23 protein-coding genes are annotated in these 25,527 nt (G+C 71.7%); 9 read left to right on the top strand and 14 right to left on the bottom strand.

Annotated elements, in window-relative coordinates; genetic code table 11:
* Positions 1-139: 139 nt before the first annotated feature.
* Entirely contained in the window at positions 140-817 is a 678-nt protein-coding gene (ribA, locus tag WMF45_RS29695; RefSeq protein WP_437521655.1) for a GTP cyclohydrolase II, read from the top strand.
* 15 nt (positions 818-832) lie between these two features.
* On the opposite strand, the gene WMF45_RS29690 is transcribed toward ribA, so the two are convergent.
* From WMF45_RS29690 to glmU, 5 genes are all read right to left on the bottom strand, one after another.
* Positions 833-1,642 carry a family 1 encapsulin nanocompartment shell protein gene (locus WMF45_RS29690; protein WP_437708188.1) on the bottom strand — a complete coding sequence of 270 codons (810 nt, stop codon included), beginning with the start codon at positions 1,640-1,642 and terminating at the stop codon, positions 833-835.
* Positions 1,639-2,022: an encapsulin-associated ferritin-like protein gene (locus WMF45_RS29685; protein WP_437708186.1), complete on the bottom strand. Its 384-nt coding sequence runs from the start codon at positions 2,020-2,022 to the stop codon at positions 1,639-1,641. The genes WMF45_RS29690 and WMF45_RS29685 overlap by 4 nt, the downstream gene beginning before the upstream one ends.
* 18 nt (positions 2,023-2,040) lie before the next feature.
* Positions 2,041-2,220, bottom strand: a complete 180-nt coding sequence (locus WMF45_RS29680) for an FmdB family zinc ribbon protein (protein ID WP_437293213.1) — start codon at positions 2,218-2,220, stop codon at positions 2,041-2,043.
* Positions 2,221-2,543: 323 nt separating this feature from the next.
* Entirely contained in the window at positions 2,544-2,864 is a 321-nt protein-coding gene (locus tag WMF45_RS29675) for a S24/S26 family peptidase (RefSeq protein ID WP_437708184.1), read from the bottom strand.
* 80 nt (positions 2,865-2,944) lie between these two features.
* Entirely contained in the window at positions 2,945-4,366 is a 1,422-nt protein-coding gene (glmU, locus tag WMF45_RS29670) for a bifunctional UDP-N-acetylglucosamine diphosphorylase/glucosamine-1-phosphate N-acetyltransferase GlmU (protein WP_437708183.1), read from the bottom strand.
* Between the two features lie 168 nt (positions 4,367-4,534).
* Here glmU and WMF45_RS29665 point away from each other — a divergent pair, with 168 nt between their 5' ends.
* Both WMF45_RS29665 and WMF45_RS29660 read left to right on the top strand, forming a co-directional pair.
* The gene (locus tag WMF45_RS29665) at positions 4,535-8,395 is read left to right on the top strand and encodes a hypothetical protein (protein ID WP_437708182.1); all 3,861 of its coding nucleotides are present in this window, start codon (positions 4,535-4,537) and stop codon (positions 8,393-8,395) included.
* Positions 8,396-8,400: 5 nt separating this feature from the next.
* On the top strand, positions 8,401-9,897 hold the full coding sequence (locus WMF45_RS29660) for an OmpP1/FadL family transporter (protein ID WP_437708180.1): 1,497 nt from the start codon (positions 8,401-8,403) through the stop codon (positions 9,895-9,897).
* Here the strand turns inward: WMF45_RS29660 and WMF45_RS29655 are convergent.
* From WMF45_RS29655 to WMF45_RS29645, 3 genes are all read right to left on the bottom strand, one after another.
* The gene (locus WMF45_RS29655; protein ID WP_437708178.1) at positions 9,863-10,360 is read right to left on the bottom strand and encodes a host attachment protein; all 498 of its coding nucleotides are present in this window, start codon (positions 10,358-10,360) and stop codon (positions 9,863-9,865) included. The two genes, WMF45_RS29660 and WMF45_RS29655, sit on opposite strands and share 35 nt — an antisense overlap.
* A 289-nt stretch (positions 10,361-10,649) precedes the next feature.
* A complete protein-coding gene (gene pip / locus WMF45_RS29650; RefSeq protein WP_437708176.1) occupies positions 10,650-11,612 on the bottom strand; it encodes a prolyl aminopeptidase in 963 nt (320 codons plus the stop codon).
* 163 nt (positions 11,613-11,775) lie between these two features.
* Complete coding sequence (locus tag WMF45_RS29645; RefSeq protein ID WP_437708174.1) at positions 11,776-13,620, bottom strand: AMP-dependent synthetase/ligase; 1,845 nt, start codon at positions 13,618-13,620, stop codon at positions 11,776-11,778.
* A 304-nt stretch (positions 13,621-13,924) separates the two neighbouring features.
* Between WMF45_RS29645 and miaB the strand changes: the two genes are divergently transcribed.
* The 4 genes from miaB (at position 13,925) to WMF45_RS29625 (ending at position 17,868) form a co-directional block, all read left to right on the top strand.
* Positions 13,925-15,415 carry a tRNA (N6-isopentenyl adenosine(37)-C2)-methylthiotransferase MiaB gene (gene miaB / locus WMF45_RS29640; protein WP_437708172.1) on the top strand — a complete coding sequence of 497 codons (1,491 nt, stop codon included), beginning with the start codon at positions 13,925-13,927 and terminating at the stop codon, positions 15,413-15,415.
* Between the two features lies 1 nt (position 15,416).
* Positions 15,417-16,001, top strand: coding sequence for a gamma carbonic anhydrase family protein (locus tag WMF45_RS29635; RefSeq protein ID WP_437323289.1), 585 nt, complete (start codon positions 15,417-15,419; stop codon positions 15,999-16,001).
* Positions 15,998-16,198 (top strand): sulfur carrier protein ThiS, encoded by a 201-nt coding sequence (gene thiS, locus WMF45_RS29630; RefSeq protein ID WP_437293204.1) that lies wholly within the window; start codon positions 15,998-16,000, stop codon positions 16,196-16,198. The genes WMF45_RS29635 and thiS overlap by 4 nt, the downstream gene beginning before the upstream one ends.
* Before the next feature lie 230 nt (positions 16,199-16,428).
* Positions 16,429-17,868 carry a VanW family protein gene (locus tag WMF45_RS29625; RefSeq protein ID WP_437708170.1) on the top strand — a complete coding sequence of 480 codons (1,440 nt, stop codon included), beginning with the start codon at positions 16,429-16,431 and terminating at the stop codon, positions 17,866-17,868.
* Positions 17,869-17,921: 53 nt separating this feature from the next.
* Here the strand turns inward: WMF45_RS29625 and phhA are convergent, their stop codons facing one another.
* The 3 genes from phhA to WMF45_RS29610 all read right to left on the bottom strand — a co-directional run bounded on the left by phhA (position 17,922) and on the right by WMF45_RS29610 (position 21,410).
* Complete coding sequence (gene phhA / locus WMF45_RS29620; RefSeq protein ID WP_437708168.1) at positions 17,922-18,788, bottom strand: phenylalanine 4-monooxygenase; 867 nt, start codon at positions 18,786-18,788, stop codon at positions 17,922-17,924.
* Between the two features lie 478 nt (positions 18,789-19,266).
* Positions 19,267-20,229, bottom strand: coding sequence for an MBL fold metallo-hydrolase (locus WMF45_RS29615; RefSeq protein ID WP_437708166.1), 963 nt, complete (start codon positions 20,227-20,229; stop codon positions 19,267-19,269).
* Between the two features lie 209 nt (positions 20,230-20,438).
* Entirely contained in the window at positions 20,439-21,410 is a 972-nt protein-coding gene (locus tag WMF45_RS29610) for an aldo/keto reductase (protein WP_437708164.1), read from the bottom strand.
* A 260-nt stretch (positions 21,411-21,670) separates the two neighbouring features.
* Here WMF45_RS29610 and WMF45_RS29605 point away from each other — a divergent pair, with 260 nt between their 5' ends.
* Positions 21,671-22,240 (top strand): hypothetical protein, encoded by a 570-nt coding sequence (locus WMF45_RS29605; RefSeq protein WP_437708162.1) that lies wholly within the window; start codon positions 21,671-21,673, stop codon positions 22,238-22,240.
* Positions 22,241-22,306: 66 nt separating this feature from the next.
* Here the strand turns inward: WMF45_RS29605 and WMF45_RS29600 are convergent, their stop codons facing one another.
* Together WMF45_RS29600 and WMF45_RS29595 are read right to left on the bottom strand one after the other, a co-directional pair.
* The gene (locus WMF45_RS29600) at positions 22,307-23,287 is read right to left on the bottom strand and encodes a LysR family transcriptional regulator (protein WP_437708160.1); all 981 of its coding nucleotides are present in this window, start codon (positions 23,285-23,287) and stop codon (positions 22,307-22,309) included.
* Between the two features lie 111 nt (positions 23,288-23,398).
* A complete protein-coding gene (locus WMF45_RS29595) occupies positions 23,399-23,536 on the bottom strand; it encodes a hypothetical protein (RefSeq protein WP_437708158.1) in 138 nt (45 codons plus the stop codon).
* Between the two features lie 3 nt (positions 23,537-23,539).
* Between WMF45_RS29595 and WMF45_RS29590 the strand changes: the two genes are divergently transcribed.
* Positions 23,540-24,088: an ester cyclase gene (locus WMF45_RS29590; RefSeq protein ID WP_437708156.1), complete on the top strand. Its 549-nt coding sequence runs from the start codon at positions 23,540-23,542 to the stop codon at positions 24,086-24,088.
* Between the two features lie 94 nt (positions 24,089-24,182).
* Here the strand turns inward: WMF45_RS29590 and WMF45_RS29585 are convergent, their stop codons facing one another.
* Positions 24,183-25,478 (bottom strand): hypothetical protein, encoded by a 1,296-nt coding sequence (locus WMF45_RS29585; protein WP_437708154.1) that lies wholly within the window; start codon positions 25,476-25,478, stop codon positions 24,183-24,185.
* Positions 25,479-25,527 lie beyond the last annotated feature (49 nt).

The following is a 25,527-nucleotide window of genomic DNA, read 5'->3' as shown; positions in this document are numbered from 1 at the left end:
TACCTTGTTCCTGCCGGGTGCTTACGCTACCTGATTGACGCCACCTTCAGGGGTGGCCGGACAAGGGCAGGGCAGCGGGTTACCCAGGCGCGCTCCTTGCTTGACAGGCGACCCAGGATTCCTCCACCAGGAGAGCGAGATGCACGTCCCGACGACGGCGATCCGGCCTCAGCTCGATATTCGTGCCCAGGCGCCCGTGCCCACGAAGCACGGCGTCTTTCAGATGTTGGTGTTCCACTTCGGTGGGACGACGAGCCCCGAGCAGGGGCTCTCTCCCGATCACGTCGCGCTCGTCATGGGCGACGTACGCGGCCGATCGGACGTGACCCTCCGCGTCCACTCCGAGTGCCTCACGAGCGAGGTGTTCGGCTCCCTCAAGTGCGATTGCCGCGAGCAGCTCGAGGCGGCCCAGGCCGAGATCGGGCGCCGCGGGCTCGGCGTGGTGCTCTACCTCCGGCAGGAGGGGCGCGGCATCGGGCTCGCCAACAAGATCCGGGCGTACCAGCTCCAGGCGTTCGGCCACGACACGGTCGACGCGAACCGCATCCTCGGCCTGCCGGATGACGCCCGCGGCTACGAGCCCGCGGCCGCGATGATCGAGCACCTCGGCATCGAGTCGATCCGGCTCCTCACGAACAACCCCGACAAGGTCGACGCGCTCCGCGCGCTCGGCGTCCGGATCGCCTCGCGCTCCGCGGCCATCGTCCCGGCCAACCCGTTCTCCGCGCCCTACCTCGAGGCGAAGCGCCTCCGGATGGGCCACGCCATCCCGTCGCTGCGGGACGGCGAGGGCGCCGCGGTCGGCGACGCCGAGTAGCCGCGGGGCCTGATCTCACCCCCGCCGCAGCGCCACGGCCGCGGCGCGCTCGAGCACGCGGAACGTGAAGCTCTCGGTGAGGAAGAGCTCGACGACCTGTCTGTCGTGCCCCTCGTAGCCGATGGACAGGTCTTCCCCCACGGTCAGCTCGAAGTCGCCGCCTCGCGTGCTCAGGAGCACGCCGCCTTCGAGCGCGGGCGCCCACACGATCGGCCCGTCGATGAGCTGGCGCTCGATGTGCTTGAGGAGCGGGTACCCGTCCTCCGCGGCCGCGGCCAGCTCGTCGTACGCCTTCGGGCCCAGCGCGAGCGCATAAGGTCCGTCGACGCCCGCGGCGCGGAGCACCTCTCTCGCCTCCACGACGGCGCGCGGCCACGCCTCCGGCGCGGGGATCCCCACGGGCTTGTGCGGCGAGACCTCCAGGATCCCTTCGATCCCGGCCGCCGCCAGTCCGTTGAAGATGGCGTCGTCCTCGAAGCGCGCGGCGTGCTCGGCGGCGCGCACGACGTCCTCGATGTTGGGCTCCTGCGCGCCTCGCCCGACGGCGTCCAGCTCGGCGAGCTCGAGGCGGATGGGCGCGCGGAACTCGACGAGCGGCCGCACGAGGCGGACGCCCGCGCTCACCGAGGACGCCTCCTTCCGCTCGATCGCGCGCAGGCGGCCCGTGTTGACGGCGGCGACCTCCCAGCCGAACGGACCGCGGAAGTCGACGACCTTGCGGCCGGCGAGGTGCAGCTTGAGCACGCGCGTCGCCTCGTGATCGATGAGGTCCCACGCGGCGGGGAGGATGGGAGCGAGCTCGCGCTTGAGAAGATCCATGCTCATGCCCCCTTCAGGCTCCCGATGCCGAGCGCGCCCCTCGGCGCCATGGCGCCGGTCTTCGCCGTGGCGCCGAGCTTCGCCGCCTCCTCGGCCGCTTCCACCTCGGTGATCGGCCCCTGGCTGTTGAGGTAGATGTCGATCTTCTCCTGGAAGACGCGATCATTCCGCCGGAGCCACTCGAGGTTCATCATCGCGTGCTCCACCTCCTCCTCGAGGTGGTGGAGCAGCACGGCACGTAGCTCCGCGTCCGAGCACGCCTCGGCGCGCTGCTGGTACCAGTCGATCGCCTCGAGCTCCTCGATCAACGAGACGATCGCGCGGTGCCGTTCCTTGGTCGCCTCCGACAGGAGCTCCGGGAGCTCGTGGTAGTTCTCGCTCGACACGGCGCTTTGTCCTTCTGCCTAGGCGCTCTTTCGCGCCGTTTGCACCTGGAACGCCACGATCTCCGGCTCGACGTTCGAGCGGCCGCAGGCCGTGCACTGGACCGTGCGCTCCCGCTTCAGGCGCTCGAACTCGGAGAGCGACGCGACCACCTCGAACTCGGCGCCGCAGTCGTTGCACTTGAACTCGTACGTCGGCATGGGACTCCTGTCCTGCAAATGTGAACTGAATCACATACGCGGGCACAAGCGAGATCCGTGCCCTCCCAGGATTCGAGCCGACCCAGGTTGCAGCCGGACGAGCACGGGTGTCTTCGGCGTCGCGCGAAAATGACCTGCGCGGTCGCTGCCGGAGGCCGAGCTACAGCCGCGGCCGGAGGCTCGGGCCGGATCGCCGATGCGTTCGCCGCGTGGCTCCGGCGCTGGGACGTGTGATCTCGACGGGTCGGCCGGTCGCCTCGCTGCCGCCCCTCACCGTGCGTGAACAGCACGGGGCTGCGTCGACCTCGCCCGCTTCGGGTCGGTCATCTGCGCTTCTCTGCGACGCCATCCACATGCGTGACGATCCCGAAGAGGTTCGCTCGGGTCGTCCAGCCATTCACGTGGCCCTTGTTGTTGCTGATCTGGAAGCGCCCGTCCGCGCCGACGGCGGAGACCAGGTGCAGCCACTGCTTCCCCTCGACCTTGCAGAGCACCACGTCGCCGACCCGTGGCGGCGTCGAGATCGGCGCCACCGTGACCAGCTGCCGCGACGCGATTCGGCCCTGCATGGAGTTGCCCGTCGGCCGAAACGAGACCGTCTGCCCCTGCCTCAGCTGCTCGATGTACTTGGTCGCCCACGTCATCCGCGCCCGTCCACCTTCTCTACCAGGGGCCTCGACCAGCTCTTGCGCTCGACCAGGAGAAAGGGCGATTCGCTCTGGGCCTACTTCTTCGCCGCGTCCTTCAGCCGCGCCTTGAGCCGCGTCGCGTAGCCCTCCTTGTTCTCCTGCTTCACCCGGCCGATCGCCAGCGCCTCGTCCGGCACGTCGCGGGTCACGGTCGTGCCCGTCGCCACGTAGGCGCCCGCGCCGATCTTCACCGGGGCGACGATCTGCGAATCGCTGCCGATGAAGGCGCCGGCGCCGATCTCGGTCCGGTGCTTCCGGAAGCCGTCGTAGTTGCAGAAGATCGTCCCGGCGCCGACGTTCGCGCCCTCGCCGATGTCGCCGTCGCCGAGGTAGGCGAGGTGGTTCGCCTTCGCGCCCTTCCGGACCACGGTCTTCTTGGTCTCGACGAAGTTGCCGATGTGCGCGTCGGCCTCGATCTGGCTCTCCGGGCGGAGGTGCGAGAACGGCCCGATCTGCGCGCCGGCGCCGATCGACGACTGCGAGGCGACCGTGTACGGCTTCACCGAGGCGCCCGCCTCGACGACGACGTCCGTGAGCACCGAGCCCACGTCGATCCGCGCCCCCGCGCCGACGCGCGTCCGGCCTCGCAGGACCACGGCGTGCTCGATCACGGCGTCCGGCTCGACGGCCACGCCCGCGTCGATGCGGGCGCTCGTGCGGATCGTGACGCCGCTCTTGCGCAGCCGGTCGGCGATGCGGCCGTAGAGCACCTCCTCGGCGGCGGCGAGCTGCGCGCGGTCGTTGATGCCCACGAGCGAGCCGACGTCCCTGGCCACGACCGCGGCGGCGCCGCCGGCCTTCGCCGCCTGCGCGACGATGTCGGTCAGGTAGAGCTCTCCCTGCGCGTTGTCCGTCGTCAGCCCGGCCAGCGCGCGCCCGAGAAACCCGCTGCGGGCGAGGTAGACGCCGGGGTTCACCTCGGTGATCGCGCGCTCCTCGGCCGTCGCGTCCTTGTGCTCCCGGATGCCGATCACGCGGCCCGAGGCGTCGCGAAGGATCCTGCCGTACCCCGTCGGATCGGAGACCTCGGCGGTGAGCATCGCGATCGGCGCGTCGCCGGCGCGGTCGAGCGCCCCGCGGAGCTGCGTGAGCTGCTCCGGATCGAGCAGCGGCGTGTCGCCGCACAGGATCAGGACCGCCTCGGAGGTCGCGTCGATGTGCGGCATGGCGCAGCGCACCGCGTCGCCCGTGCCGCGCTGCTGGGCCTGGAGCGCGGTGCGGACCTTCTTCCCCTGGGCGCCGAACGCCTTGTCCAGGGCCGCAGAGACCTCTTCGCGGCCGTGGCCGACGACGACCACGACGTCCGAGGCGCCGGCGGCCAGCGCCGCGTCGACGACGTAATGGAGCATCGGCCGGCCGCAGAGCTCGTGGAGCACCTTCGGCCGGGCGCTCTTCATCCGAGTCCCTTGTCCAGCAGCGAGAACGACAGCGGTGAGCGGGGTGGGTTGGGTCGCCATCGCTCCGCAGCGTATACCCACGAGCCCGCCGCCGTCCCCGTCGCAGCGCAGTGAGCCTGGAGAACACGCACTCCGGCGTCGCCCACCCCACCCCCGCAGGGGCGCCAAGCCCCTACGCACCTGGGGTGGAATCGTCTACCCTGGGGGCAACTGGGGGAGGTTGTCGTCATGCGCAGGCGCGCGCTGGGTTCCTCGGCCGCTGTCGTACTCCGGCTCGTCGCGCTCATCGCGGCCGGCGGGGCGATCGCTTCGTGTCACGAGCCGCTCGACACGACGCGGGTGGCGCCTCCCAGGGTCAAGGAGGGCGGCGGGCTGGGCGACGACGTCTTCGGCATGCTCTGCGATCGCGTGGGCGCGTCGAGCCTCCACGAGGACCCCACGGGCGCCTCGTACCAGCGCGTCTGCCACTACGACCGCGAGGGCCGGTACGAGGACGAGGTCGACGTCTCGCTGCTCCCGCCGGTCTCGGGCGAGCGGGCGGAGCAGGCCCGCAGGCTCGGCGTGGCCAAGGTGGAGGCCATGGCACGGTGGCGCAACGCCCTCGTGGACGCCGTCAACGCCGCGGTGCCGGACATCGAGATCGACAACGTCGCGCCCGGCGAGGGGGGCGGCAAGATCCGGCTGCACGATGCCGTCCTGAGCCTCTCGCAGACCCTCGCGCCGCTCTACGAGACGAACCCGTTCGACGCGGCGGGGCCGGCGGTCCTGCCCGCGTCGACCCGGGGGATCGCCCGGCTCCTGGACGCGCTCATCCACGGCGGCGAGGAGAGCGCGCGGCCGGCGGAAGAGGAGGGTGACCAGAAGAGGCAGCGGGAGCGGGCGCCGATCGCCTGCGACCGGGCAGAGGGGCAGGAAACGCCCGTCTGCGCGCTCGCGAGCATCTGGGGGCGCCAGGGCTATCGCTCGGCGGAGGTCGGGCTCGGCATGGTCGGCGCGGCGCTCGCGTACCCCGGGCTGCGCCCGATGACCGTGGCGGCGCTCGACGTGCTCGGCCCCGGCGGCCCGGGGGCGCCCGCGCTCCAGGCGCTGCTCGCCGCCGGCGAGCAGGAGCTGGCCGCGCTGCCGCTGCCGGAGCGGGCGCCGCTCGCGGTCGACGCCGCCACCGCGCAGCCGAGCCGCCCGCGCACGACCCTGGAGCTCGCGCAGGCGGCGCTGCTCGCGGAGCACCCAGAGCTCGCCGCGCCGCCGTCGATCTTCATCGCCCGCCGCGATGGGCGCGGGTGGGTCCTCCCCCAGGGCGACGGGGTCCCCGCGCCGTTCGCCGACGCGGACGGCGACGGCCTCGCCGACGTCGACGCGTCCGGCAGGTTCGTGGACCAGAGCGGCGCGCCGCTCGCGATCGAACCGCCGTTCGCCATCCCCGGCGTCACCGAGCCGCCGCGGGACCCGTTCGGGGGGCTCTCGCCGGAGCTCTACGCCTACGTCGACACCTCCCGCACCGTCCTCGGCGCGGCGCTGCGGTCGATCGTGCCGCTCGTCGACGGGACCCGGTACGCGGGCAAGGGTGATCCGGAGCCGTGGAAGACCGAGCACGAAGGGCTCATGTACGCGCTCTCCGGCGCATACCTGCTCCTCGGCGATCGCGAGGAGGCCCGCTACGACGTCCGCCGCGGCAGGGTCGTGCCGGCGGGCGAGCGATGCGACGGCTGCCTGTCGTACCGCCGCTTCCGCGGCGAGGACTCGCCGCTCGCCGACCTCGCGCACGCGGTCGGCCAGGTGCTCGCCGACAAGGACTCGGACGTCCTCCTGCTCACGCTCATCGATCTGCTCGAGAACCGCGAGGCGGAGCTCGCGCGCATGACCGCCGCGGCGCTGCGCATCCGGGATGTCGCCCGCGAGCACGACCGGCTGGCCGCCCAGGGCAAGGAGGCGCCCGCGCGGATCGACGACAAGGCGCCGCTCTGGGACGAGCTCGCGGCGGTGCTCGGCGGGGCCGTGGAGCAGCCGGGGCTCGTGGCGCGCCTGCTCGAGGCGATCGCGGGCGGCGCGCTCCTCACCCCGCACGGCGGCGCGCGGCACGCGGGCGACGCGCTCGCGACGATGCTCACGACCCGCGACCGGTACGCGTACAACCCGGCGGACCTGAACGGCCCGGCCATCAACCTCACGGTCGGGGCGCCGTCGACGGCGGCCCCGAAGACGCCGATCGACCCGAAGAAGCCGAGGGGCGGCGACAACCGCTCGGGCATGGAGCGGCTGATGCAGCTCATGCACGACACCGCCGGCGTCAGGCAGTGCAACAAGGAGGGCGCCGTGGTCAGCGCCTTCGAGGTCACGGTGCCTTTCGTCGAGTTCGCCGAGTGCGAGCTGTTCCAGATCGACGACCTGGCGGCCTTCTACCTCGACTCGCTCCTCCCCGACGGGGACCCGAAGCGGGCCGAGCTCGAGGTGAAGCCCTCGGCCCTGGCGCTGCTCGTGACCGACTCGGTGCTCGTGGACTCCAGCGGCATCGGCGGCCTGACGAGCCACCCCACGCCGGCCGCGCTCAGCCGGCTCATCTACTTCGGGGCGGACTCGGACAGGTTCCCGGGCCTGTCGGACCTGGATCCATTCCGGACCGGCGCGAACCTGGCGACGAACCTGTTCATCTCGGGGACGCTCGAGCCGGCCGGCACCATCCATTGCCCCAGGAACGCGCTGGGCGTGAACGAGTGCAGCTCCCCGGAGAACCTGATCCGGGTGCGCCACCCGGGGACGACCTACCTCCTGGAGCAGCTCGGGCTCGCCGCGTACCTGGGCCCCATCGTGAAGGCGTTCGCCGACGTTGACAACGGCACCACCGGCGAGGCGATCCTGACCGATCTCTTCAGCGCGGCGTACCGCCACTGGCCGGGCAAGGCGCACGGGCCGGAGTGCATCAAGGCCGGCTCGCCCGGGACCAACACCGCGTACTGCTCGGAGGCAGGGGTCAACAGCTTCGAGCCGCTCCTGGCCGACGCGCTCCGGGCCGAGGACGTCCTGGCGTCGTCGGTGGCGTTCGCCCGGATGGCGCGCGACACGTCCGTGACCGTGCGGCGCGGCCCCGCGGCAGATCGGCCGCTGACGAAGGCCCAGGCCATCGAGAAGCTCGCGCGCATCCTCTTCAGCACCCGCTACGCGGCCGGCGTGGGCATGGTCGACCGCTGGGGGAAGAGGAAGGCCACGTGGGCGGATGGTCGGGTCCAGGACCAGCTCACCGTGTTCACCCTCCTCGCCGGCGCTCTGAACGGCGTCGACGCGCGCTTCGCGCAGCGCAACGCGCCCGGCGCCGCCGAGCGAGAGGACCAGTGGAAGCGCGGCGTGGACGAGCTCGTCGATGCGCTGCTCGCGGTCGAGGGGTCGGGGCCCGAGGCCCGGTTCAAGAACCGCGCGCTCCCGAGGATGGGCGCCCTCGTCCTGCGCGTCCTCCGCGAGCAGCTGAACGCCCGCTGCCCCGATCGCGAGACGACGGGGCGGTGCGCCTGGGCGCAGAAGGAGCTCGGCGCCACGGTGAGCGACCTCCTGAGCCACCCGCTGTTCGCCGCCGCCGTCGACGTGATGGAGGCAGTCCGCGCCCACGAGCCGGCGCGGCGGGAGATCGAGCGGTTCCTCACCTACCTGCTCGACGCGGACGCAGCCGGCGCCCCGTTCCAGGTGCTGCCGACGACGCTCGCCGACGGCCTCCAGCTCCTCGCCGACGACGACGCCTTGCGCCGGATCCTGAAGGCCGCGTCGACCGCGCTGACCCCGGCGGGGGCCGCCGGTGGGCCGGGCGCGGCCGACGCGGGGATCGAGGCGCTGAAGGCGCTCAACGACGATCGCTACGACAGGTATCACGCGATGGAGCGCGTGCTCCCGGCGCTCGTGTCGCCGATGGCGGACGGCCGAGCGCCGCTCGACGTGTTCCTCGACGCGTTCGCGGACGTGAACCGCATCGAGGCCGGGAGCGGCGCGCCGCTGACGGCGGAGGACTACCGGCAGCTATTTGTCTCGGCCAGGGACTTCCTGACGGACGAGACCCGCGGGCTCGAGCAGATCTACGCCATCGTCAAGAACCGGCCGCACGAGTGATCCACGTGCAAACGCCCACGATCCGCGCCGTGCTCTCCGTGGCGTCCGCCGCGGGGGCGCTCCTCCTGCCCGCGGGCGACGCCGGCGCCGCCGGGCTGTACTTCACCGACCGCGGCGTCCGCCCGTCGTCCCGGGGCGGGGCGTACATCGCCGGCGGCGACGATCTCGGGGCGATCGCCTACAACCCCGCGGGCGTCTACGAGGCCGGCACCCAGGTCCTGTTCGACGTCGGGCTCTTCGAGTGGCGCAGCCGGCACACGCGCCAGGCGATCGTGCGGCAGGTCGACCCGAACACCGGCGAGCCGACGGGCGCGAGCTTCGTGCAGACGATGGATCCGGTGACCGGCAGCGCGCCGGTGCTGCCGATCCCCACGCTGGCGGCGTCGTTCAAGGTCGATCCGCGATGGGTCGTCTGGGGCGGGATGTGGGCGCCGTACGCGGCCCTCTCCAGCTATCCGGAGCAGGTGAACGGCATGCCGGCGCCCCAGCGCTACGCGCTGCTCACGCTCGAGGGCTCCGCGCTCGCGCTCGTGGGGGTCGGGGCGGCGTACGCGCCGTCGCCCGCATGGCGCTTCGGCGCCGGGGTCGGCGCGCTTGTCGGCGCGTTCAACAGCCGGATGGTGGTCTCCGGGTGCCTCCCGGAGCGGATGTTCTGCGCGCCCGAAGATCCGGAGTGGGACATCCATTCCGAGCTCAGCGTCGCGCCCATCGTGGCGCCCACGGGCCAGCTCGGGGCGCTCTTCGTCCCGACGCCGCGCTGGCGCGTCGGCCTGGCCTTCCAGCTGCCCATCTGGGTGCGCGCGCCGGCCAAATTCAGGGCGCGGCTCCCGGCGGCGCCCGTCTTCGAGCGCGCCGTCCAGGAGGGCGAGGGCGCCGACGTCGCGTTCGACCTGCCGTGGATCCTCCGCGCCGGGGTGGAGGCGCGGGTCGTGGACGACCTGCGCGTGGAGCTCGGGCTCGGGGTCGAGGGCTGGAGCATGCACGACGACATCCTCGTCGAGCCCGACGGCGTGGTGCTCCGGAACGTCGCCGGCTTGCCGGAGGAGTTCCGCGTGCCGGCCGTCTCGTTCCCGCGGCGCTTCCAGAGCTCGCTCTCGGCCAGGCTCGGGGGCGAGTATTCGTTCGATCTCGCGGGCGCGCGGTGGGATCTGCGCGCCGGCGTGAGCCTCGAGCAGAGCGCCGTCCCGCCCGCGTACCTGTCGGTCCTGACGATCGACGCGACGAAGCTGACGACGGCGGCCGGCCTCGGCGTCCACCTCGGCCGGTGGCGCCTCGACGCGAGCTATGCGCACGCCTTCGCCGCGGACGTGAGGGTCGATCCGAGGGAAGCGCGGCTCCCGCAGGTGAGCCCGGTGCGGGCCAATCCGCCGGAGGACCCGAACACCATCAATGGCGGCGCCTACAGCGCCCGGGCGAACGTCGTCGGGCTCGGCGTCGCCTACACGTTCGAGGCAGCCGGGAGCGGCGCTACCCGGCCCGCAGCTCGCGCAGCCGCTCGGTGAGCCGGGGGCCGTCCAGCCAGCTCAGGTCCTTGTCCACGCTCGTCTCGATGTGGTTACTGACCTGCTTGCTCACCTTGCCGCGGAGCAGGCCGAGGAAGTGCGGCGGCGCGATGAGCACCAGCGTCTCGTAGGCGTGCTCGTTCAACCCCTTCTCCAGCACCTCCGCGAGCTCCTGGGCGAACTTCTGCTTCTCGACCTCCTTGGGATCGGTGTCGGGGGCCGCGCCGGGGCGGCCGAGGTACTGGCCCTCCCCGCCGCCGACGGTGCCGTTCCCGCCGGAGGTGCCGTTCGGCTTGCGGCCGTGCGCGTCGGCCATCAGATCCCGCACGCGCGCCCGGCTCTCGTCATGGTTGTAGGACTCGAGCAGGGTAAAGCCCTTGCCAGCAGGCTCTTCACGATAGAGCTGGGCACGGCTTGCGTCGGAGACCAGGATCCACGTCTTCCGTGCTGCCTTCTTTGCCATAAGCCTCCACGGGGGAATCAACCCTTCCCTTGGTTTACGTTAAAGACCGACCCCACGCGGCGCAAGCGGCCGGAGGGCCGAGTCCGGCGTAATTCGGCCGGATCGCACCCCGAGAGGCGGGCCCGAGCAGGCTCGACAACCTGCGCGCGGCCTGAATTGATGGATAGCGAGACGGGGCGAGCGGCGCTCGGGAGGTGGTTGACCGCGAAATACGGTGTTTGGTGTACCGGGCGTGTCCACCGAGCTCGGCCGCGCCGCCGCGGCCGCGGCCGTGCTCGTTGACCGCCGGTCAGCGGAACCGGTCGGTCGCCTCGACCAGCTCGTGCAGGATGCCCGGCTCCATCGCCGAGTGCCCTGCGTCCGCCACGATGCGCAGATCGGACTCGGGGAACGCGCGGTGGAGCGCCCACGCGCTCTCCGGCGGACAGACCACATCGTAGCGGCCCTGCACGATGACGGTCGGGATATGGCGGATCCGGTGCACGTCGTCGAGCAGCTGCGTCTCCGTCGTGAAGAACCCCTTGTTCATGAAATAGTGGCACTCGATCCGGGCGAACGCGAGGGCGAACTCATCACCTGACGTCTTCGCGACGAGCTCATGGTTCGTGAACAGGCAGCTCGTCCGCCCCTCCCAGACGCTCCACGCGCGCGCCGCCCGCTGCTGCAACCCCGGGTCCGGGCTCGTGAGGCGCCGGTGGTACGCCGTGAGCAGGTCGTCCCGCTCGGGCTCGGGGATGAACGCGAGGTACTCCTCCCAGGCGTCGGGGAAGATGGCGCTCGCGCCCCGCTGATAGAACCAGTCGAGCTCCTGCTTCCGCAGGAGGAAGATGCCGCGCAGCACGAGCTCCGTCACCCGCTCCGGGTGCCGCTCGGCGTAGGCCAGCGACAGCGTGCTCCCCCACGAGCCGCCGAACACCTGCCAGCGCTCGATCCCGAGGTGCTCGCGGAGCTTCTCCATGTCCTCGACGAGGTGCCAGGTGGTGTTCTCCTCCAGGCACGCGTACGGCGTGCTCCTGCCGCAGCCCCGCTGGTCGAGGAGCACGATCCGGTAGGCGGCCGGGTCGAAGAAGCGCCGCTGCTTCGGCTCCGTGCCGCCCCCGGGGCCGCCGTGCACGAAGACCACCGGCTTGCCGCGCGGATTGCCCGACTCCTCGAAATAGATCTCGTGAAGATCGGAGACGCGCAGCCTCCCGGCGCGGTACGGCTCGATCTCGGGATACAGCGTTCGCCTCTGGGTGCCTGTTGTCGTCATGCCGCTCCCGTTCGTCGGTCAACGTCGCACGTCGCGCGTCGCACGCCCCCGGCCCGTCCAGCGTACGCGAAGGCGCGCCGGGAGGGGAGAGGGCGTGGACGGGGGGACGGCAGGTGGCGGCGGGGGAGCGGCGAGGGACCGCCGGCAGGGAGGCGCGGGAGGCTCAGCCGGGCTGCGCGGCGTCGCGCGCCGCGGTCTTCTCCGCGCCGCCCGCGCCGCCGTAGAGCGCCTCGAGCGCGGGCCCGTACTTCTGGAGCGCCACGCGCCGCTTCAGCTTCAGGGTCGGCGTGAGCATCCCGTTCTCCGCCGTGAAATCCTCGGCCGCGAGGGCGATCTGCTTGATCTTCTCGAAGGACTTGAAATCGGACGCGTACCTGTCGACCTCCGCCTGGACGTGCGCGACCACCCGCGGGTGCTTCAGCATCGCCTCCGTCGACTCGAACGAGAGCCCCTCGGCCCGCGCCCATTCCGTGAGCGCCGTCATCTCGGGCGCGATCACCGCCACGTTGAAGGGGCGGTTGTCGCCGTAGATCATCGCGCCGTTGATCAGCGGAGACAGCTTGATCTTCTCCTCGAGCGGGGCCGGCGCGACGTACTTGCCGTTCTCCAGCTTGTACTGCTCCTTGATGCGGCCCGTGACGAAGAGGTAGCCGTCGTCGTCGAGGTAGCCCAGATCGCCTGTGCGGAAGCCGCCGTCCTCGGTGAAGACGGCCTTGTTCTCCTCGTCGCGCTTGTAATAGCCCACCATGACGTTCGGGCCGTAGACGACGATCTCTCCCTGCTTCGGGTCGTGCGTCTCCGACCTGTCGATGACGATCTTCACGCCCGGGATCGCCTTGCCCACGCTGCCGAGGCGGCGGGCTCCGGGGTAGTTCACGGTGGCGACGGGCGATGTCTCCGTGAGGCCGTAGCCCTCGAAGACGGTGATGCCGAGCGCGTCGACGAACTCGGCCACCTGATAGGCGAGCGCCGCCCCGCCGCTGATGGCGTACTTCAGCTTGCCGCCGAACTTGGCGCGTATCTTCGAGAAGATGACGCGGTCCGCCACGGCGAGCGCGAGCCGCTCGACGAGGCCGAGGGGCTCGCCCTTCTGCTTCTTCGTCGCGGCGCGCAGCCCGGCGCGGAACAGGGCCTGGATGACGGCGGGCTTCTCGGCCATCTGCTTCTGCACGCCCTCGTAGATGCGGTTGAAGATCCGCGGGACGCTCATCAGCACGGTCGGGTGCACCTCGGCGAGGTTCGCGACGATCTTGTCGACCGACTCGCTCAGCGCCATCGACGCGCCCACCGTGATCATCACGTGGAGCTCGCCCGTGTGGCCGAACGAGTGGGCCCACGGGAGGAACGACAGGCTCCGATCGCCGCCGCCGAAGGGGATGAGATCCAGCACCGCGCAGACGTTGGAGGCGATGTTGGCGTGCGACAGGATCACCCCCTTGGGGTTGCCGGTCGTGCCCGACGTGTAGATGAGGCACGCCGTGTCCTTCGATGTCGGCATAATGGACGGGGCCGGGCTCCCCTCGCCCGCGGCGAGGAGCTCCTTGTACGAGCTGGTCTTCGCGCCGGGGACGCCGTCTCTCGCCACGTCGGGGTCGAACAGACAGACAACGTGCTTCAGCGAGGGCGCCTTCCCGGGGAGATCCTTGCATTTGCCGTAGATCTGCGGCGTGGCGACGATCGCGGCCACGGCCTCGCAATCGTTGATGATGAACGCCCACTCGCTAGGGAGCTGCGCCTCGTACATCGGCACGACGGCGACTCCCATGCTGAAGCAGGCGTACGCCGAGACCGCCCACTCGACGCGGTTGTTGGAGATGAGGGCCACCCGATCGCCCCGCTGGACGCCGAGCGACGCGAGCCCACCGCGGAACCTTGCGACGAGCTGCCCGAACTCCGCATAGGTGATCCAGTCCCAGCGGCCATCGGTCTTCGTGCCGAACAGCGGCCGGTGGCCATGAAGCTTCAGCGCGCGATCGAGCAGATCTACCAGGTTCTCCAGTTTCGCCATCGGTCTCCTCCCGATCCGATTGTTAACATGGTACTGCGCCGCGTCAGTGTCCTTTTGGCGGCCCGTGGCGCCGGCTGTTGTCGAGCCGACGCTGGGGCGGCTATTCCGCCGACCTGGGGCTGCTGTCCCGCCGACGCTGGGGATGCCCCCCCCGCGTCGCTCGGCGCGGGGTCGGCGGTGCCCGCCGCGGGGTTGGCGATGGGGGAGCGCTCGCGCGGCGTGCGGCGTGCGGCGTGGACGACGGGGCTCCTGGCGCGCGAGGTGGCGGCCCCGGGCCCCTTCTGTTAGAGCGTGCATCGCTTCGATGCCCCGGTATTCGATCACGACGTTCGGCTGCCAGATGAACGTGCACGACTCCGAGAGGATGCACGACGTGCTCCGCTGCGCCGGCTACACGGAGGCCGGCAGCGCCGACGAGGCGGACGTGCTGGTGCTCAACACGTGCAGCGTGCGCGAGAAGGCCGAGCAGAAGCTGCGGAGCGAGGTGGGTCGGCTCGCGCGCTGGAAGCGGGAGCGCGCGGACCGGGTGCTCGTCGTGGCGGGCTGCGTGGCGCAGCAGGAGGGGGAGCGCCTCCTCAAGCAGATGCGCGCGATCGACGTCGTGGTGGGGCCCGACAACATCCCGGAGCTGCCCGGCCTGCTCGGCGACCTCGCGATCGGCGGGCTGCCGATCGCGCGCACGGTGTTCGACCTCGACGCGCCCCGGTTCCTCGTCGCGTCGCCGCCGTCGTCCTCCTCCTCGCCGCGTGGTGCGCCGACGGCGTTCGTGACCGTCATGAAGGGCTGCGACGAGCGCTGCTCGTTCTGCATCGTCCCCCACACCCGCGGGCCGGAGCGGTACCGGCCGAGCGACGAGATCGTCGCCGAGATCGCGGCGCTCGTGGCGGCGGGGACGCGCGAGGTCACGCTGCTCGGCCAGACGGTGAACAGCTACCGCGACCCGCTCGGCGCGCTGCCGCGGGCCCCGGGCGCGAGCGCGGACGACCCGGACGAGAGCGAGTTCGCGGCGCTGCTCCGGCGCGTCGCGGCCGACGTCCCCGGCCTCGCGCGCCTGCGCTACACGAGCCCGCACCCGCGGCACCTCACGCCCTCGCTCGTCCTCGCCCACGCCGAGCTCCCGGTGCTGCCGCGCCACGTGCACATGCCGGTGCAGTCGGGCAGCGATCGGGTCCTCCGGCGGATGATCCGCCGCTACACGCGCGCCGAGTACGTCGCGCGGACGCGGGGGCTCGTGGAGGCGGTCCCGGGGCTGACGCTCTCGACCGACATCATCGTCGGCTTCCCGGGCGAGACGGAGGACGACTTCGCGGCGACGCTGTCGCTCGTGCGCGAGGTGGGGTTCAAGGGGCTGTTCGGCTTCAAGTACTCGCGCCGGCCGCACACGCCCGCGCTGAAGCTGGCGGACGACGTGCCCGAGGGCGTGAAGGGCGAGCGGCTCGCGCGCCTGTTCGAGGAGAGCGAGGCGCTGCTCACCGCCCACCTGTCGGCCCTCGTGGGGACGACGCAGGAGGTGCTCGTCGAGGGGCGCGACAAGGAGCGGGGTCACGGCGGTGCCGGCGGCGCGCTCTGGTCCGGCCGGACGGGGCGCCACGAGATCGCGCACATCGACGGCGCCGGGGAGCTCGATCTGCTCGGCGAGGTCGTCGAGGTCTCGATCACGCGCGCGAACAAGCACTCGCTGCAGGCCGAGCTCACCGAGGCGGCGCGCGCCGCGGCCCGGCCGCGGCAGCGGGGCGGCCTGGAGGCGCGGCCTGCCCGGCGCTCGCTGCCGGTGGTCGCCGCCGAGGGCGGCTGAGGTGGCGCTCGTCCTCGACCTCGGCGGGGTGTCCCCGCGGCTCGGGCGCGACGTGTTCCTCGCGCCGAACGCGACGGTGATCGGCGACGTCGAGCTCGGCGACGAGGCGAGCGTGTGGTTCGGCGCGGTGCTGCGCGGGGACATCGGCGCGATCCGCGTCGGCCCGCGGACCAACGTGCAGGATCTCGCGTGCCTGCACCTGACGGGCGGCGTCTCGCAGACGATCGTCGGCGCCGACGTGACCATCGGGCACAGCGCGATCCTGCACGGGTGCCTCGTCGGGGACGGGTGCCTGATCGGGATGGGCAGCATCGTGCTCGACAACGTCGAGATCGGCGAGTGCTCGGTGATCGCGGCGGGCGCGGTGGTGCCGCCGGGGCGGGTGATCCCGCCGCGCTCGATGGTGCGCGGCAACCCGGCCCGCGTGGTGGGCGAGGTGCGGCCGGACCAGGCCGAGCTCGGGAAGCTGGGCGCCGCGGGCTACGTGGAGAACGCGCGGCGCTTCCGGGCGGCGCTCGCCGGGGAGGCCGTCGAGCCGCCGGAGGTCGCGGCGCGCTTGGTGATGCGAGAGGTGAGGAAGCCATGAACATCACGGTGAACGGGGAAGCGCGCGACGTACCGGCGGCGCTCACGGTGCGGAGGCTCGTCGAGCTGCTCGGGCTGACCGAGGGGCCGGTGGCGGTGGAGCGCAACGGCGAGGTGGTGCCGCGCGCCGAGCACACGGCCGCCGAGCTCGCCGAGGGGGACGTGGTCGAGATCGTCCATTTCGTCGGCGGCGGCTGAGGTCGTTCGGCTGGCGGCGGCTCCTAGAGGAAGAGAAGGAACGCAAAGGCGCAAAGGCGCAAAAAGACGCGAGAAAATACAAAATCTCTTTGCGTCCTTGCGCCTTTGCGTCTTTGCGTTTTTTCTTCTCTTTTCTCCTGGCGCCCTTGGCGCCATGGCGGTTTTTTCTCTTCTCGACGGTTTAGCGATCTTCCAGATCGTTCGCGATCCGGCTACCATGGCCAGCTGCCGTGGATACGAGGGCCCTCGTTCTGGTCTTGGCGCTCGGCGGGTCGGCCGGCGTGGGCGCCGCCATCGCGGTTCGCGAGGCGTTGCCGGCCTCTCCGGTGGTCCGCGGCCTCTCGGTCGGCGAGCGCTTCCTGCCGGACGGCGCCGCGCCGGCGGCCTGGCTCGCGGCGCGGCGTGACGCGCTTCGCGAGCGCGTGGTCCGGCTGCGCCACGACGACGTGGAGCTCACCGCCACGCTCGGTGAGGCGGGCGTCGAGGTCGACGTCGACGAGACGCTCGCGGCGGCGAGGCGCGTCGGCCACGAGGGGCCCTGGGCGCGGCGGCTCCGCGAGGCCCGGGGGGCGCGGCGCGGCGAGATCGACGTGCCGCTCGCCTGGGCCGTCGATGAGCGGCGGGCGCGGGCGTTCCTCGAGCGGCTCGCTCCGCAGATCTACCGGGCGCCCGTGGACGCGCGGCTCGATCTCGCGAACCGGCGCAAGATCCCGGAGCAGGCCGGCCGGGCGCTCGACGTCGAGGCATCCATCGCGGCGTTGCGGGCCGGAGAGCACGGTGACGAGGAGCTCATCGAGCTCGCCGTACGGCAGATCTTGCCGCAGGTCGTCGTCGCCGACCTGGTGAGCGTCGACGTCACCCGGGTCGTCGCGGCCTACGAGACGAAGTTCAAGCAGCTCGGCAAGGAGGCGGGGCGCGCCCGCAACATCAGGAACGCGGCGTCCAAGATCGACGGCACCATCCTGGCCCCGGGCGACACCTTCTCGTTCAACGCCCATGTCGGCCCGCGGACGGCCAAGAACGGGTTCACGATCGCCCCGGAGATCCTGGGCGACGAGACCGTCCCCGGCTACGGCGGGGGGACGTGTCAGGTCTCGAGCACGCTCTACGCCGCGTCGCTCTTCGGCGCGCTCGACACGCCGGATCGCCAGAGCCACTCCCGCCCGAGCGCTTACATCCCCATGGGGCTCGACGCGATGGTGACCTACCCGGAGTCGGACCTGAAGATCAAGAACACGCTCCCGTTCCCGATCATGATCCACGCGTATCTCCCCGAGCCGACGGTGCTCCGCGTCGAGATCCTGGGCGGAGACCCCGTGGCGGAGGTCGAACACCGCGTCTCGGCCGAGCACACCGACGATTTCATCCGGCGCATCTACGTGAAGTCCGAGCTCGCCGAGGGCAAGGTGAAGCGCCACCAGAAGGGCTCGTGCGGATACGACGTGAGGTCCTTTGTCACCGTCCGTTACAGGGACGGCAGGGCCTCGGAGCGCAGCTATTCGAGCGAGTACAGGCCCGCGCCAGAGGTCTTCTGGGTCGCGCCCGACTACGACCCGCAGGCGCTTCCGGCGCTCTCCGAGCACGCGAAGGCGGTGGAAGAGCTCCGCGAGGGGGAGTCCCCCGCCGAGGCCCCCGCTGCGGCGGGGCAGGGCGGCGCCTACTCGATGTGAGCCCGGTCGAGGGCACAGGACCCCTCGGCGAGCAGGTCGAGTCAGGGGATGCCTTATCCCGCCACCCCCTTCGCGAGCGCGTAGGCCTGCGTGCCGCGTGTGTAGATCCGATCCTCCGGCAGCACGTCGGCCGGCGCGATGTCCGTCAGCTGGGCGACCTGTTCGTAGAGGGGCGCGAAGTCGGTCTCGAGCGTCTGGCGGAGAAGATCCTCGAAGCTGTCGATCACGAAATAGCTCTGCTGGTAATCGTCGATTCGATAGCGGGTGCGCATCAGCCGCAGCAGATCGAAGCCGACCCGATTGGGCGAGGGATCGTCGAGCGCAAAGATCGATTCGCCGTGCGAGGAGACGATCCCTGCGCCATAGATGCGCAGGCCCTCTGCGCTCTGCATCAGCCCGAACTCGACCGTGTACCAGTAAAGGCGCGCCAGCCGCTGGATCGCGCCGAGCCCGTTCGCCCGCTGGCCGCCCTGGCCATAGGCCTGCATGTAATCGGCGAAGATGGGGTTCGCCAGCAGGGGGACGTGGCCGAACACGTCGTGGAAGACGTCCGGCTCCTGCAGATAGTCGAGCTGCTCGGGCGTGCGGATGAAGTTGCCGGCGACGAAGCGGCGGTTCGCCAGATGTTCGAAGAACACATCGTCGGGAATCAGGCCCGGCACCGCCACCACCTGCCAGCCGGTCGCATTCATCAGGCGTTCGGAGAGCGCGTCGAAGTTCGGGATTCCGCTGTCGCCTAGACGCAACACATCGAGCCCGGCCAGGAACTCGGGCGCGGCGCGGGCCGGGAGTAGCTTGGCCTGCCGATCGAACAGCCGGTCCCACAGCGCGTGCTCGGCCGCGCTGTAGCGCTCCCAACGCTGGGGAATCGTCCAATCCGCTGCCGCGCCTTCGGGCGGGGTGCCGTGTGCATAGCTCATGGTGGGGGAGAATGAAGTCCAGACGCTTCGGGGAGAAGGCATCATAGGAACATGGCGTCCGCAAGGGCAATCCTGCTGGTTCCCGCGCCTGCCGACCGTGGCCGCGCAACCGGACACGTCGGAGGAGCTCCGCCGTCGCCTGGTGAGGGTGGCCACCGTGCTCGCGCGCCTCCAGGCGCTTCGCCGCGCTCCGGCAGGAGCGCGACGCGACGCCATGCGAGATACAGCAGGCGGCGCGCCGAACGCCGGCAGGATGGCAAGGACATTGGCTGTCCGTGCGCCCCAGGCGTCGCTTGACCAGGGATCGTCCTCAGGGGAAACTCTGTGACCATGACGGCGGGCGGCGCCCCTCTGTGCGCGGCCGAGGCGCCGAGGATCGCCTGCTGCCAGGGATGACGACGGGCGTTGTCTTGGCTTAGCTTAACTTCGCTGCTCGCGACGACAGACGCATGATGACCGTCATCTTCTTCTGGCTCGCTCAACGTGGCCGACGCGCGAGCTCGGCCATGAGGCCGAAGAGCTCGACCGGGCCGGGCGAGGGGAGCTTCCCGCCGCTGAACTCGCGGTAGAGCGTGTGCACATTGACCACGATGCGCTCGGCGTCGCTCCAGCTCGCGTAGTCGGCGAGCGCGATGTCGCGGGCGGCCTCCGCCGCGGGCATGCCGGCGTCGTAGCGGCGCCGGGCCTCGTCGCGGATGTACACGAGGTAGTCGCGGACCGCGCGCACACCCGCGCGATCCGTGATGGGGCCGTGTCCCGGCACGATGACGTCGACGTCGGCCGCGAGGAGGATGTCGCAGGCCTTGAGCCAGTTGCCGACCGGCCCTGCCCACATGATCGGCGTCGCGTCGATGAAGAGGACGTCTCCCGTGTAGATCACCCGGTCCGCCGGCACGTGCACGAGCAGATCGCCCTTCGTGTGCGAGGGGCCCACCTCGATGAGGCGGACCTCCTTGCCCCCGACCGCGACGGTCAGCTCCCCGTCGAACACCCGGGTCGGCGGCGTGGGGGCGATCCCGTCGAAGTCGAAGGCGCCGAAGCAGTGGACGAGGTACTCGCCCAGCGCGCCCGCGGCGCCGCTGCGCGCCTGTCGCATCAGCATGGCCAGCATCGGCGCGGGGACCTCGTCCATCTCGGCGGCGCCGGCGCGCGTGGCGATGATCGTCGCGCCCTCGACGAGCGCGTTGCCGTAGCAATGGTCGCCGTTCGCGTGGGTGTTCACGACGGTGCCTATCCGCGCCGCGGCGGGGGCGGCCGCGCGCATGGCGTCGAGCATCTCGCGCGTGCGCTTCAGGTCGAAGAGCGTGTCGACGAGCAGGGCCTCGCCGTCCGAGGTGACGAGCCCCGCGTTGCTGAGGCCCCAGGTGCCAGCCGGCTGGAGATAGGCAAAGCAGCCATTGCCGATGTCCTCCAGCCCTCGTTCATACCGCCATCGGCTCATATCGATCCCCTTGTGCCCGAGCCGTCTCTTGACGCGTCTCGGGACCTCGGAGCGTAGGCCACCCGCTCGACGCCATGGAATCGAAATCGCTCCGCCCCGCGGCGCGATTCGTGAGGAAGGCGCAGGCGTGGCGCCCGGGTGGAGGCGAGCCGGCTCGATGGCGCCGGCGGCGAGCGCCGCGCGCCGCGGCGCCGCGCATGGCGGGGCCGCTACCAGGCGTAGGCCTCCGGCGCCTCGCCGCCGGGGCCGGGGAACATCGCGTCGAGCCGCCCGAGGTGCTCCGGCGTCAGCGTGATCTCGAGGGCGCGCAGGCTCCCGTCGAGCTGCTCGGCGGTGCGCGGGCCGAGGATGGGCGACGTCACGACCGGGTTCCGGAGCAGCCAGGCCACGGCCACGTCGGCGGGCCGCTCTCCGATCTCGGCGCAGAACGCCTCGTACGCCTCCAGCTTGGCGCGGTTCTTGTCGATGCGCGCCTGCGCGTCGGCGGAGGAGCGCCGGCCCTCGCGCGCCTTCTGGAGGGCGCCGCCGAGCAGCCCGCCGGCGAGCGGGCTCCAGGGCAGGACGGCGAGGCCGAGCGCGCGGCACGCGGGCAGGACCTCCAGCTCGACGGTGCGCGCGTTGAGGTTGTACAGGCTCTGCTCCGAGACGAGGCCGAGGAAGTGCCGCTGCGCGGCGAGGCCGTTCGCGTGCGCGATCTGCCATCCGGCGAAGTTGCTGCTGCCGACATAGAGGACCTTCCCCTCGCGGACGAGCTGCTCCATCGCCTGCCAGATCTCGTCCCAGGGCGTCTCGCGGTCGATGTGGTGCATCTGGTAGAGGTCGATATGGTCTGTCTGCAGGCGGCGCAGGCTCGCCTCGCAGGCGCGCCGGATGTGATAGGCCGAGAGCCTCCTGTCGTTGGGCCCTTCGCCCATGAGGCCGTAGACCTTCGTGGCGAGCACGATGCGGTCCCGGCGCCCGTCGCCCTGGGCGAGCCAGCGCCCGACGATCTGCTCGGTGATCCCCTCTCCACGCTTCCGCCCGTAGACGTTGGCTGTGTCGAAGAAGTTGATCCCGTGTCCGAGCGCTCGGTCCATGATGGCGAAGCTGTCGGGCTCGCTGGTCTCCGGGCCGAAGTTCATCGTGCCGAGGCAGAGCGGGCTGACCTTCAGGCCGGTGCGTCCGAGATTGCGGTAGTCCATGGCGCCGGAGGGTAGCAACGCGCTCCGCGGGCCGTCCACGCTCGAAGGCGGAACGCGTCGTAGGGCTTCGCCGGAGTCGCGCCGTCATGAGCCGGCCCGGCGGGCGGCGGCGCGCGGCGCGCGGCGCGCGACAGGCGCCGCCCGCCGCGCCGGAGGTCTTGTCGCGGCGTGGCGGCAGCGCGGATCCAGCGCGGAGGGCCGCTTCCTTGATGCGCAACGGTGCTTCACTTATGCTCGCTCGCCGGGGCGAGGAGACGACCATGTGGCAGCAGGAAGACACGGAGATCGCGCACGCCGAGAGCGTCCACGACGAGGCGCGGGGCATGCGCGGCGTCCGGTTCGTCATCGATATCGGGAACATCGACCCGCTCGACGCCGCCGCCATGTGGTGGGATCAGCAGGGCTGCGCGCGGGAGCTCTTCCCCGGGACCGGGTGCGAGATGCAGTCGGGATCGTGCCGTGAGCCGCGCTTCGTCGTCCGGATGAGCGTGCCTCTCCCGGGCGTCGGGCACTTCACGCAGACGTTGCGCTTCTCCGCGGAGCGCGTCTCGCCCGAGGTCTTCGTCCTCGTCGTCGATGCGTTCGAGGAGAACGTGCTGTGGACGCGAGGGCTCGCGACTTACCGCTTCTCGCCGGGCTCGGGCGGCACGACGCTGATCGAGGTGACGAGCCTGTATGCGCCCAAGGTGCCGATCCTCGTCCTGAATCAGGCGTCGCTGGCGGCGGCCCGCGCGCACCAGCGGCGCTACCTCTCGGGCCGGCGCCCGACGGACGAGGAGAGAGCGCAGTTCCTGTCGGCGATCGGCGCTGGCCCGCGGGCCGACGCCTGAAGCGCGCCGCGCGTCTCGGCAGCGGCTGGCAGCGGCCCCTCCTTGCCCGCCGCGGGGGGGGGCTCCTCAGGCGCGCGGCTTGCCACGCGGCGATGGCGGCGGTGAAGGCGATGACGGCGGCTCCGCGCGGGGCGTCGACGCGGCCAGCACCGCGGCCTCGTGCGCGGCGAAGCGCTGCTGGAGGAAGTCGACGAACAGCCGCGCCCTCGCGGGCAGGAAGCGCCGGCTCGGGTAGATGACGTTCACGGCCGAGCCCGGCGCGGGCAGGTCGGTGAGCAGCGGGACGAGGCGCCCGGCGTCGATGTCGGCGGCGACGTCCCAGATCGACTTGAAGGCGAGGCCATGGCCGGCGACGGCCCAGTCGCGCACCAGGTCGCCGCTGTCGGCCACGAGCCGCGCTGAGGGCCGGACGGTGTGGAGCCCCTGCTCGGTGCGGAAGGTCCACGAGAGGGCGCGCATGCCCGGGCGCTGCAGCACGATGCACTCGTGGTCGGCCAGGTCTGCGATCGTGCGTGGCCGCCCGCGCCGCGACAGGTAGGCCGGCGCGCCGCAGACCACGCGCCGGCTCCGGGCCAGCCGGCGCGAGACGAGGCGGGAGTCGGCCAGCGCGCCGATGCGCACGGCCACGTCGACGCCGGCCTCGAACAGGTCGACCACGCGGTCCGACAGGCTGACGCGCACGCTGAGCCGCGGGTGCGCCGCCGCGAAGTCGGCCGCGGCCGGCCCCACCCACTGGCGGCCGAGATCCACCGGCGCCGACACGCGCAGGACGCCGCGCGCCTCGGCATTTCCGGCGGTCACCGCGAGTTCGGCCTCGCTCACATCGGCGAGGATGGCCACGCAGCGCTCGTGGTAGGTCGCGCCCTCGCTGGTCAGCGTGAGCCGCCGCGAGCTGCGCTGGAGGAGGCGCACGCCGAGCGCCGCCTCCAGCCGCGTCATGCGCTTGCTCGCCACCGCCGGCGAGAACCCGAGCTCGCGCCCCGCCGCCGACAGGCTGCCGCTCCCGACCGCGCACACGAACAGCTGCATGTCCTCGAGCTCGACCATCGCGCGCGCCCTCGGCGAACCCCGGAAGGGTAGGGGCGCCGGCGAACATCTTCAACTTTTTCGAAAAGCTGGTTCGTCCAACGCGCTCGTTCTCCTTCGTGGAGGAAAGGATCAAGGTGTCCGTGTCGCCGCGCCAGGGCGGACCCAGGGCCCGCCGCGCTCGACGCTGCGCCCCGCCGTGCCGGCGGCGCCTCCGGTCGGCTCGTGCGCGCCGACCGGCTGCCCGAGATCGCCGTTCGAAGGAGACACGTCATGAGAAAGCCCTTGTTGATCAGCGCCCTCTCTCTCTCGCTCTTCGCCGCCGCGAGCGCCTGCCATGTGCAGGGCGCCGGCGCGGAGGACCTGCCCGCGCCGCGGTCGATGGTCGTCGACGCGAGCCTGCCCAGGGCGCAGGCGGACGCGGAGATCCTCGCGGCGCGCCGCTTTTACGCGTTCTGGAGCACCGGCGAACCGCGCTACCTCGACGCGGCGATCGCGCCGACGTTCACCGACCGCACCTTGCCCAAGGGGCGCCCGCAAGGCCCCGAGGGCCCGGCGTTCGCGTCGAAGAGCTTCCGCGCCGCGGTGCCGGACCTGAGCTGCGAGGTGGAGCAGCTGATCGTCGCCGGCGATCGCGTTGTGGCGCACCTGCGCTTTCGAGGCCACTTCACCGGCGCCTTCGGCGACAGGAAGGGCGCCGGGCAGGCCGTGGACTTCATCGCCACGGACATCCTGCGCGTGCAGGACGGTCGCATCACCGACAACTGGCACATCGAGGACAACCTGACGCTGTTCCAGCAGCTCGGCGTCGTGGCGCAGTGACCGCCGACGGGGGGCGGAGCGGGCCAGGGGTATCTCGTCACATCGTGGCAGAACCATCGTTGCGACTTCGCCGGGAGCGCGATCGGCGCGCGGCTCACTTGGCCAGCTTGATCACCGACGCTGGCCGCTCGTCGGTTGCCCAGGTCGTCCAGTAGAGAGCGCCGCAGTCCTGGGCGAGATCTCGGATGTCCGCGCTGTCGGCGAGCGGCTCCGGCGCGCCGCCCGAGGTGCGCACCCGCTGGAGCTGCCCCTCGCGGCTGTACCAGTAAACAAAGGTGGAGTCTGCCAGCAGGCGCGTGGGGAAGTCCGTCGCCACGAGCGCCCCTGCGTCGGTACCGTCCTTGTTCACGGCGTAGATGGCGTAGCCGCTGATCCAGAAGATCCGCTCGCCGACTGCGATGTCTCCGGGGAGATCGCCGTCGTGGATGGGGATCGACGCGACGATCTCGGTCTGGCCGGGCTCTCCGAGCGCCATCCGCCGAACGGTGCTGTGTGTCCCGCCCGGCTCCAGATCGGTCCAGTAGAGATGGGTGGCGTCGAGCGCGAGGCCTCCGACGTACGTGTCCCGGTCGAAGACGGAGAGGCCTGTCTGAGCGGTCGCATCGGCCTGCGCCGCCCAGATGCGCTTCGGGACATCGCGCGCGTCGGGATCCTGCTCCGGGTCCTCGATCACGCCGGTGATCCAGTAGACCCAGCCGCCGCCGGCCACGGGCCGCCGGTAGCCCGCCGCTCCCTGGGCGCTGGCGACCGTCGAGACGGTGACGTTCCCCGTGAGCGGCATCCGGTACACGTCCGGCTCGGTCTCGTCGGTGATGAGCAGCGAGCTCTCCGAGCGCGCGAGCAGGGTCGCGAGCGAGTCGAGGACCACCAGCGGCTCGGTCGAGCCGGAAGCGGCCTTCTCGGTCGCGAAGATCGTGTTGCCGTAGCCGCTCGCCCAGAGCACGCGCCCATCGTCCCCGTCCCCATCCACGACGAGGCCGATCGCTTCGTGCTCCTCATCGTTGGCCGTGGCGAGGACGACCGACAGACACCTGCCCTCCTCGCAGGCGCCGCCGAGGCAGCTCCTGCCGGGCACACAGCAGTTCTCAGGATCGGAGAGGTAATCGTTGTCGCCGTCGGCGGCCTGGCACGCGCCCGGCGCGCGCCCTGTGAACGGCTCAAACGGGCATTCCGCGGAGGGCCCGCCGGCCGCGCCGCCCCCACCCCCGCCGGCCCCCGAGCCTGCGCTCGCGGCGGCCCCTGCGCCCCCTGAGCTGCCCGAGCTCCCCGCGCCGCCTGCCGCGGGATCTCCGCTGGCTTCTCCGTCGGGGATCCCCCAGATCGCGTTGCAGCCGAGCGCCGTGCTCAGGGCGGCGCACGCCGCCAGGCCGGTCCAATGGGTTTGTCGCATCGCGGTACTCTAGCGCCGCGTGCTTTCGGCGGAGAAGCCGGACGCGCGC

Source organism: Sorangium sp. So ce448, from assembly GCF_051520915.1.
GTDB classification, from domain to species: Bacteria; Myxococcota_A; Polyangia; order Polyangiales; family Polyangiaceae; genus Sorangium; species Sorangium cellulosum_B.
Note: the sequence above shows the minus strand (reverse complement) of the source record. Positions and strands in the feature narration are given on the sequence as shown.

Bases quoted from the DNA above. Each gene is read 5' to 3' on its own strand.
- ribA (WP_437521655.1), top strand. From the start codon at position 140: ATGCACGTCCCGACGACGGCGATCCGGCCTCAGCTCGATATTCGTGCC.
- WMF45_RS29690 (WP_437708188.1), bottom strand. From the start codon at position 1,642: ATGAGCATGGATCTTCTCAAGCGCGAGCTCGCTCCCATCCTCCCCGCC.
- WMF45_RS29680 (WP_437293213.1), bottom strand. From the start codon at position 2,220: ATGCCGACGTACGAGTTCAAGTGCAACGACTGCGGCGCCGAGTTCGAG.
- WMF45_RS29675 (WP_437708184.1), bottom strand. From the start codon at position 2,864: ATGACGTGGGCGACCAAGTACATCGAGCAGCTGAGGCAGGGGCAGACG.
- glmU (WP_437708183.1), bottom strand. From the start codon at position 4,366: ATGGCGACCCAACCCACCCCGCTCACCGCTGTCGTTCTCGCTGCTGGA.
- WMF45_RS29665 (WP_437708182.1), top strand. From the start codon at position 4,535: ATGCGCAGGCGCGCGCTGGGTTCCTCGGCCGCTGTCGTACTCCGGCTC.
- WMF45_RS29655 (WP_437708178.1), bottom strand. From the start codon at position 10,360: ATGGCAAAGAAGGCAGCACGGAAGACGTGGATCCTGGTCTCCGACGCA.
- pip (WP_437708176.1), bottom strand. From the start codon at position 11,612: ATGACGACAACAGGCACCCAGAGGCGAACGCTGTATCCCGAGATCGAG.
- WMF45_RS29645 (WP_437708174.1), bottom strand. From the start codon at position 13,620: ATGGCGAAACTGGAGAACCTGGTAGATCTGCTCGATCGCGCGCTGAAG.
- miaB (WP_437708172.1), top strand. From the start codon at position 13,925: ATGCCCCGGTATTCGATCACGACGTTCGGCTGCCAGATGAACGTGCAC.
- thiS (WP_437293204.1), top strand. From the start codon at position 15,998: ATGAACATCACGGTGAACGGGGAAGCGCGCGACGTACCGGCGGCGCTC.
- phhA (WP_437708168.1), bottom strand. From the start codon at position 18,788: ATGAGCTATGCACACGGCACCCCGCCCGAAGGCGCGGCAGCGGATTGG.
- WMF45_RS29615 (WP_437708166.1), bottom strand. From the start codon at position 20,229: ATGAGCCGATGGCGGTATGAACGAGGGCTGGAGGACATCGGCAATGGC.
- WMF45_RS29610 (WP_437708164.1), bottom strand. From the start codon at position 21,410: ATGGACTACCGCAATCTCGGACGCACCGGCCTGAAGGTCAGCCCGCTC.
- WMF45_RS29605 (WP_437708162.1), top strand. From the start codon at position 21,671: ATGTGGCAGCAGGAAGACACGGAGATCGCGCACGCCGAGAGCGTCCAC.
- WMF45_RS29600 (WP_437708160.1), bottom strand. From the start codon at position 23,287: ATGGTCGAGCTCGAGGACATGCAGCTGTTCGTGTGCGCGGTCGGGAGC.
- WMF45_RS29590 (WP_437708156.1), top strand. From the start codon at position 23,540: ATGAGAAAGCCCTTGTTGATCAGCGCCCTCTCTCTCTCGCTCTTCGCC.
- WMF45_RS29585 (WP_437708154.1), bottom strand. From the start codon at position 25,478: ATGCGACAAACCCATTGGACCGGCCTGGCGGCGTGCGCCGCCCTGAGC.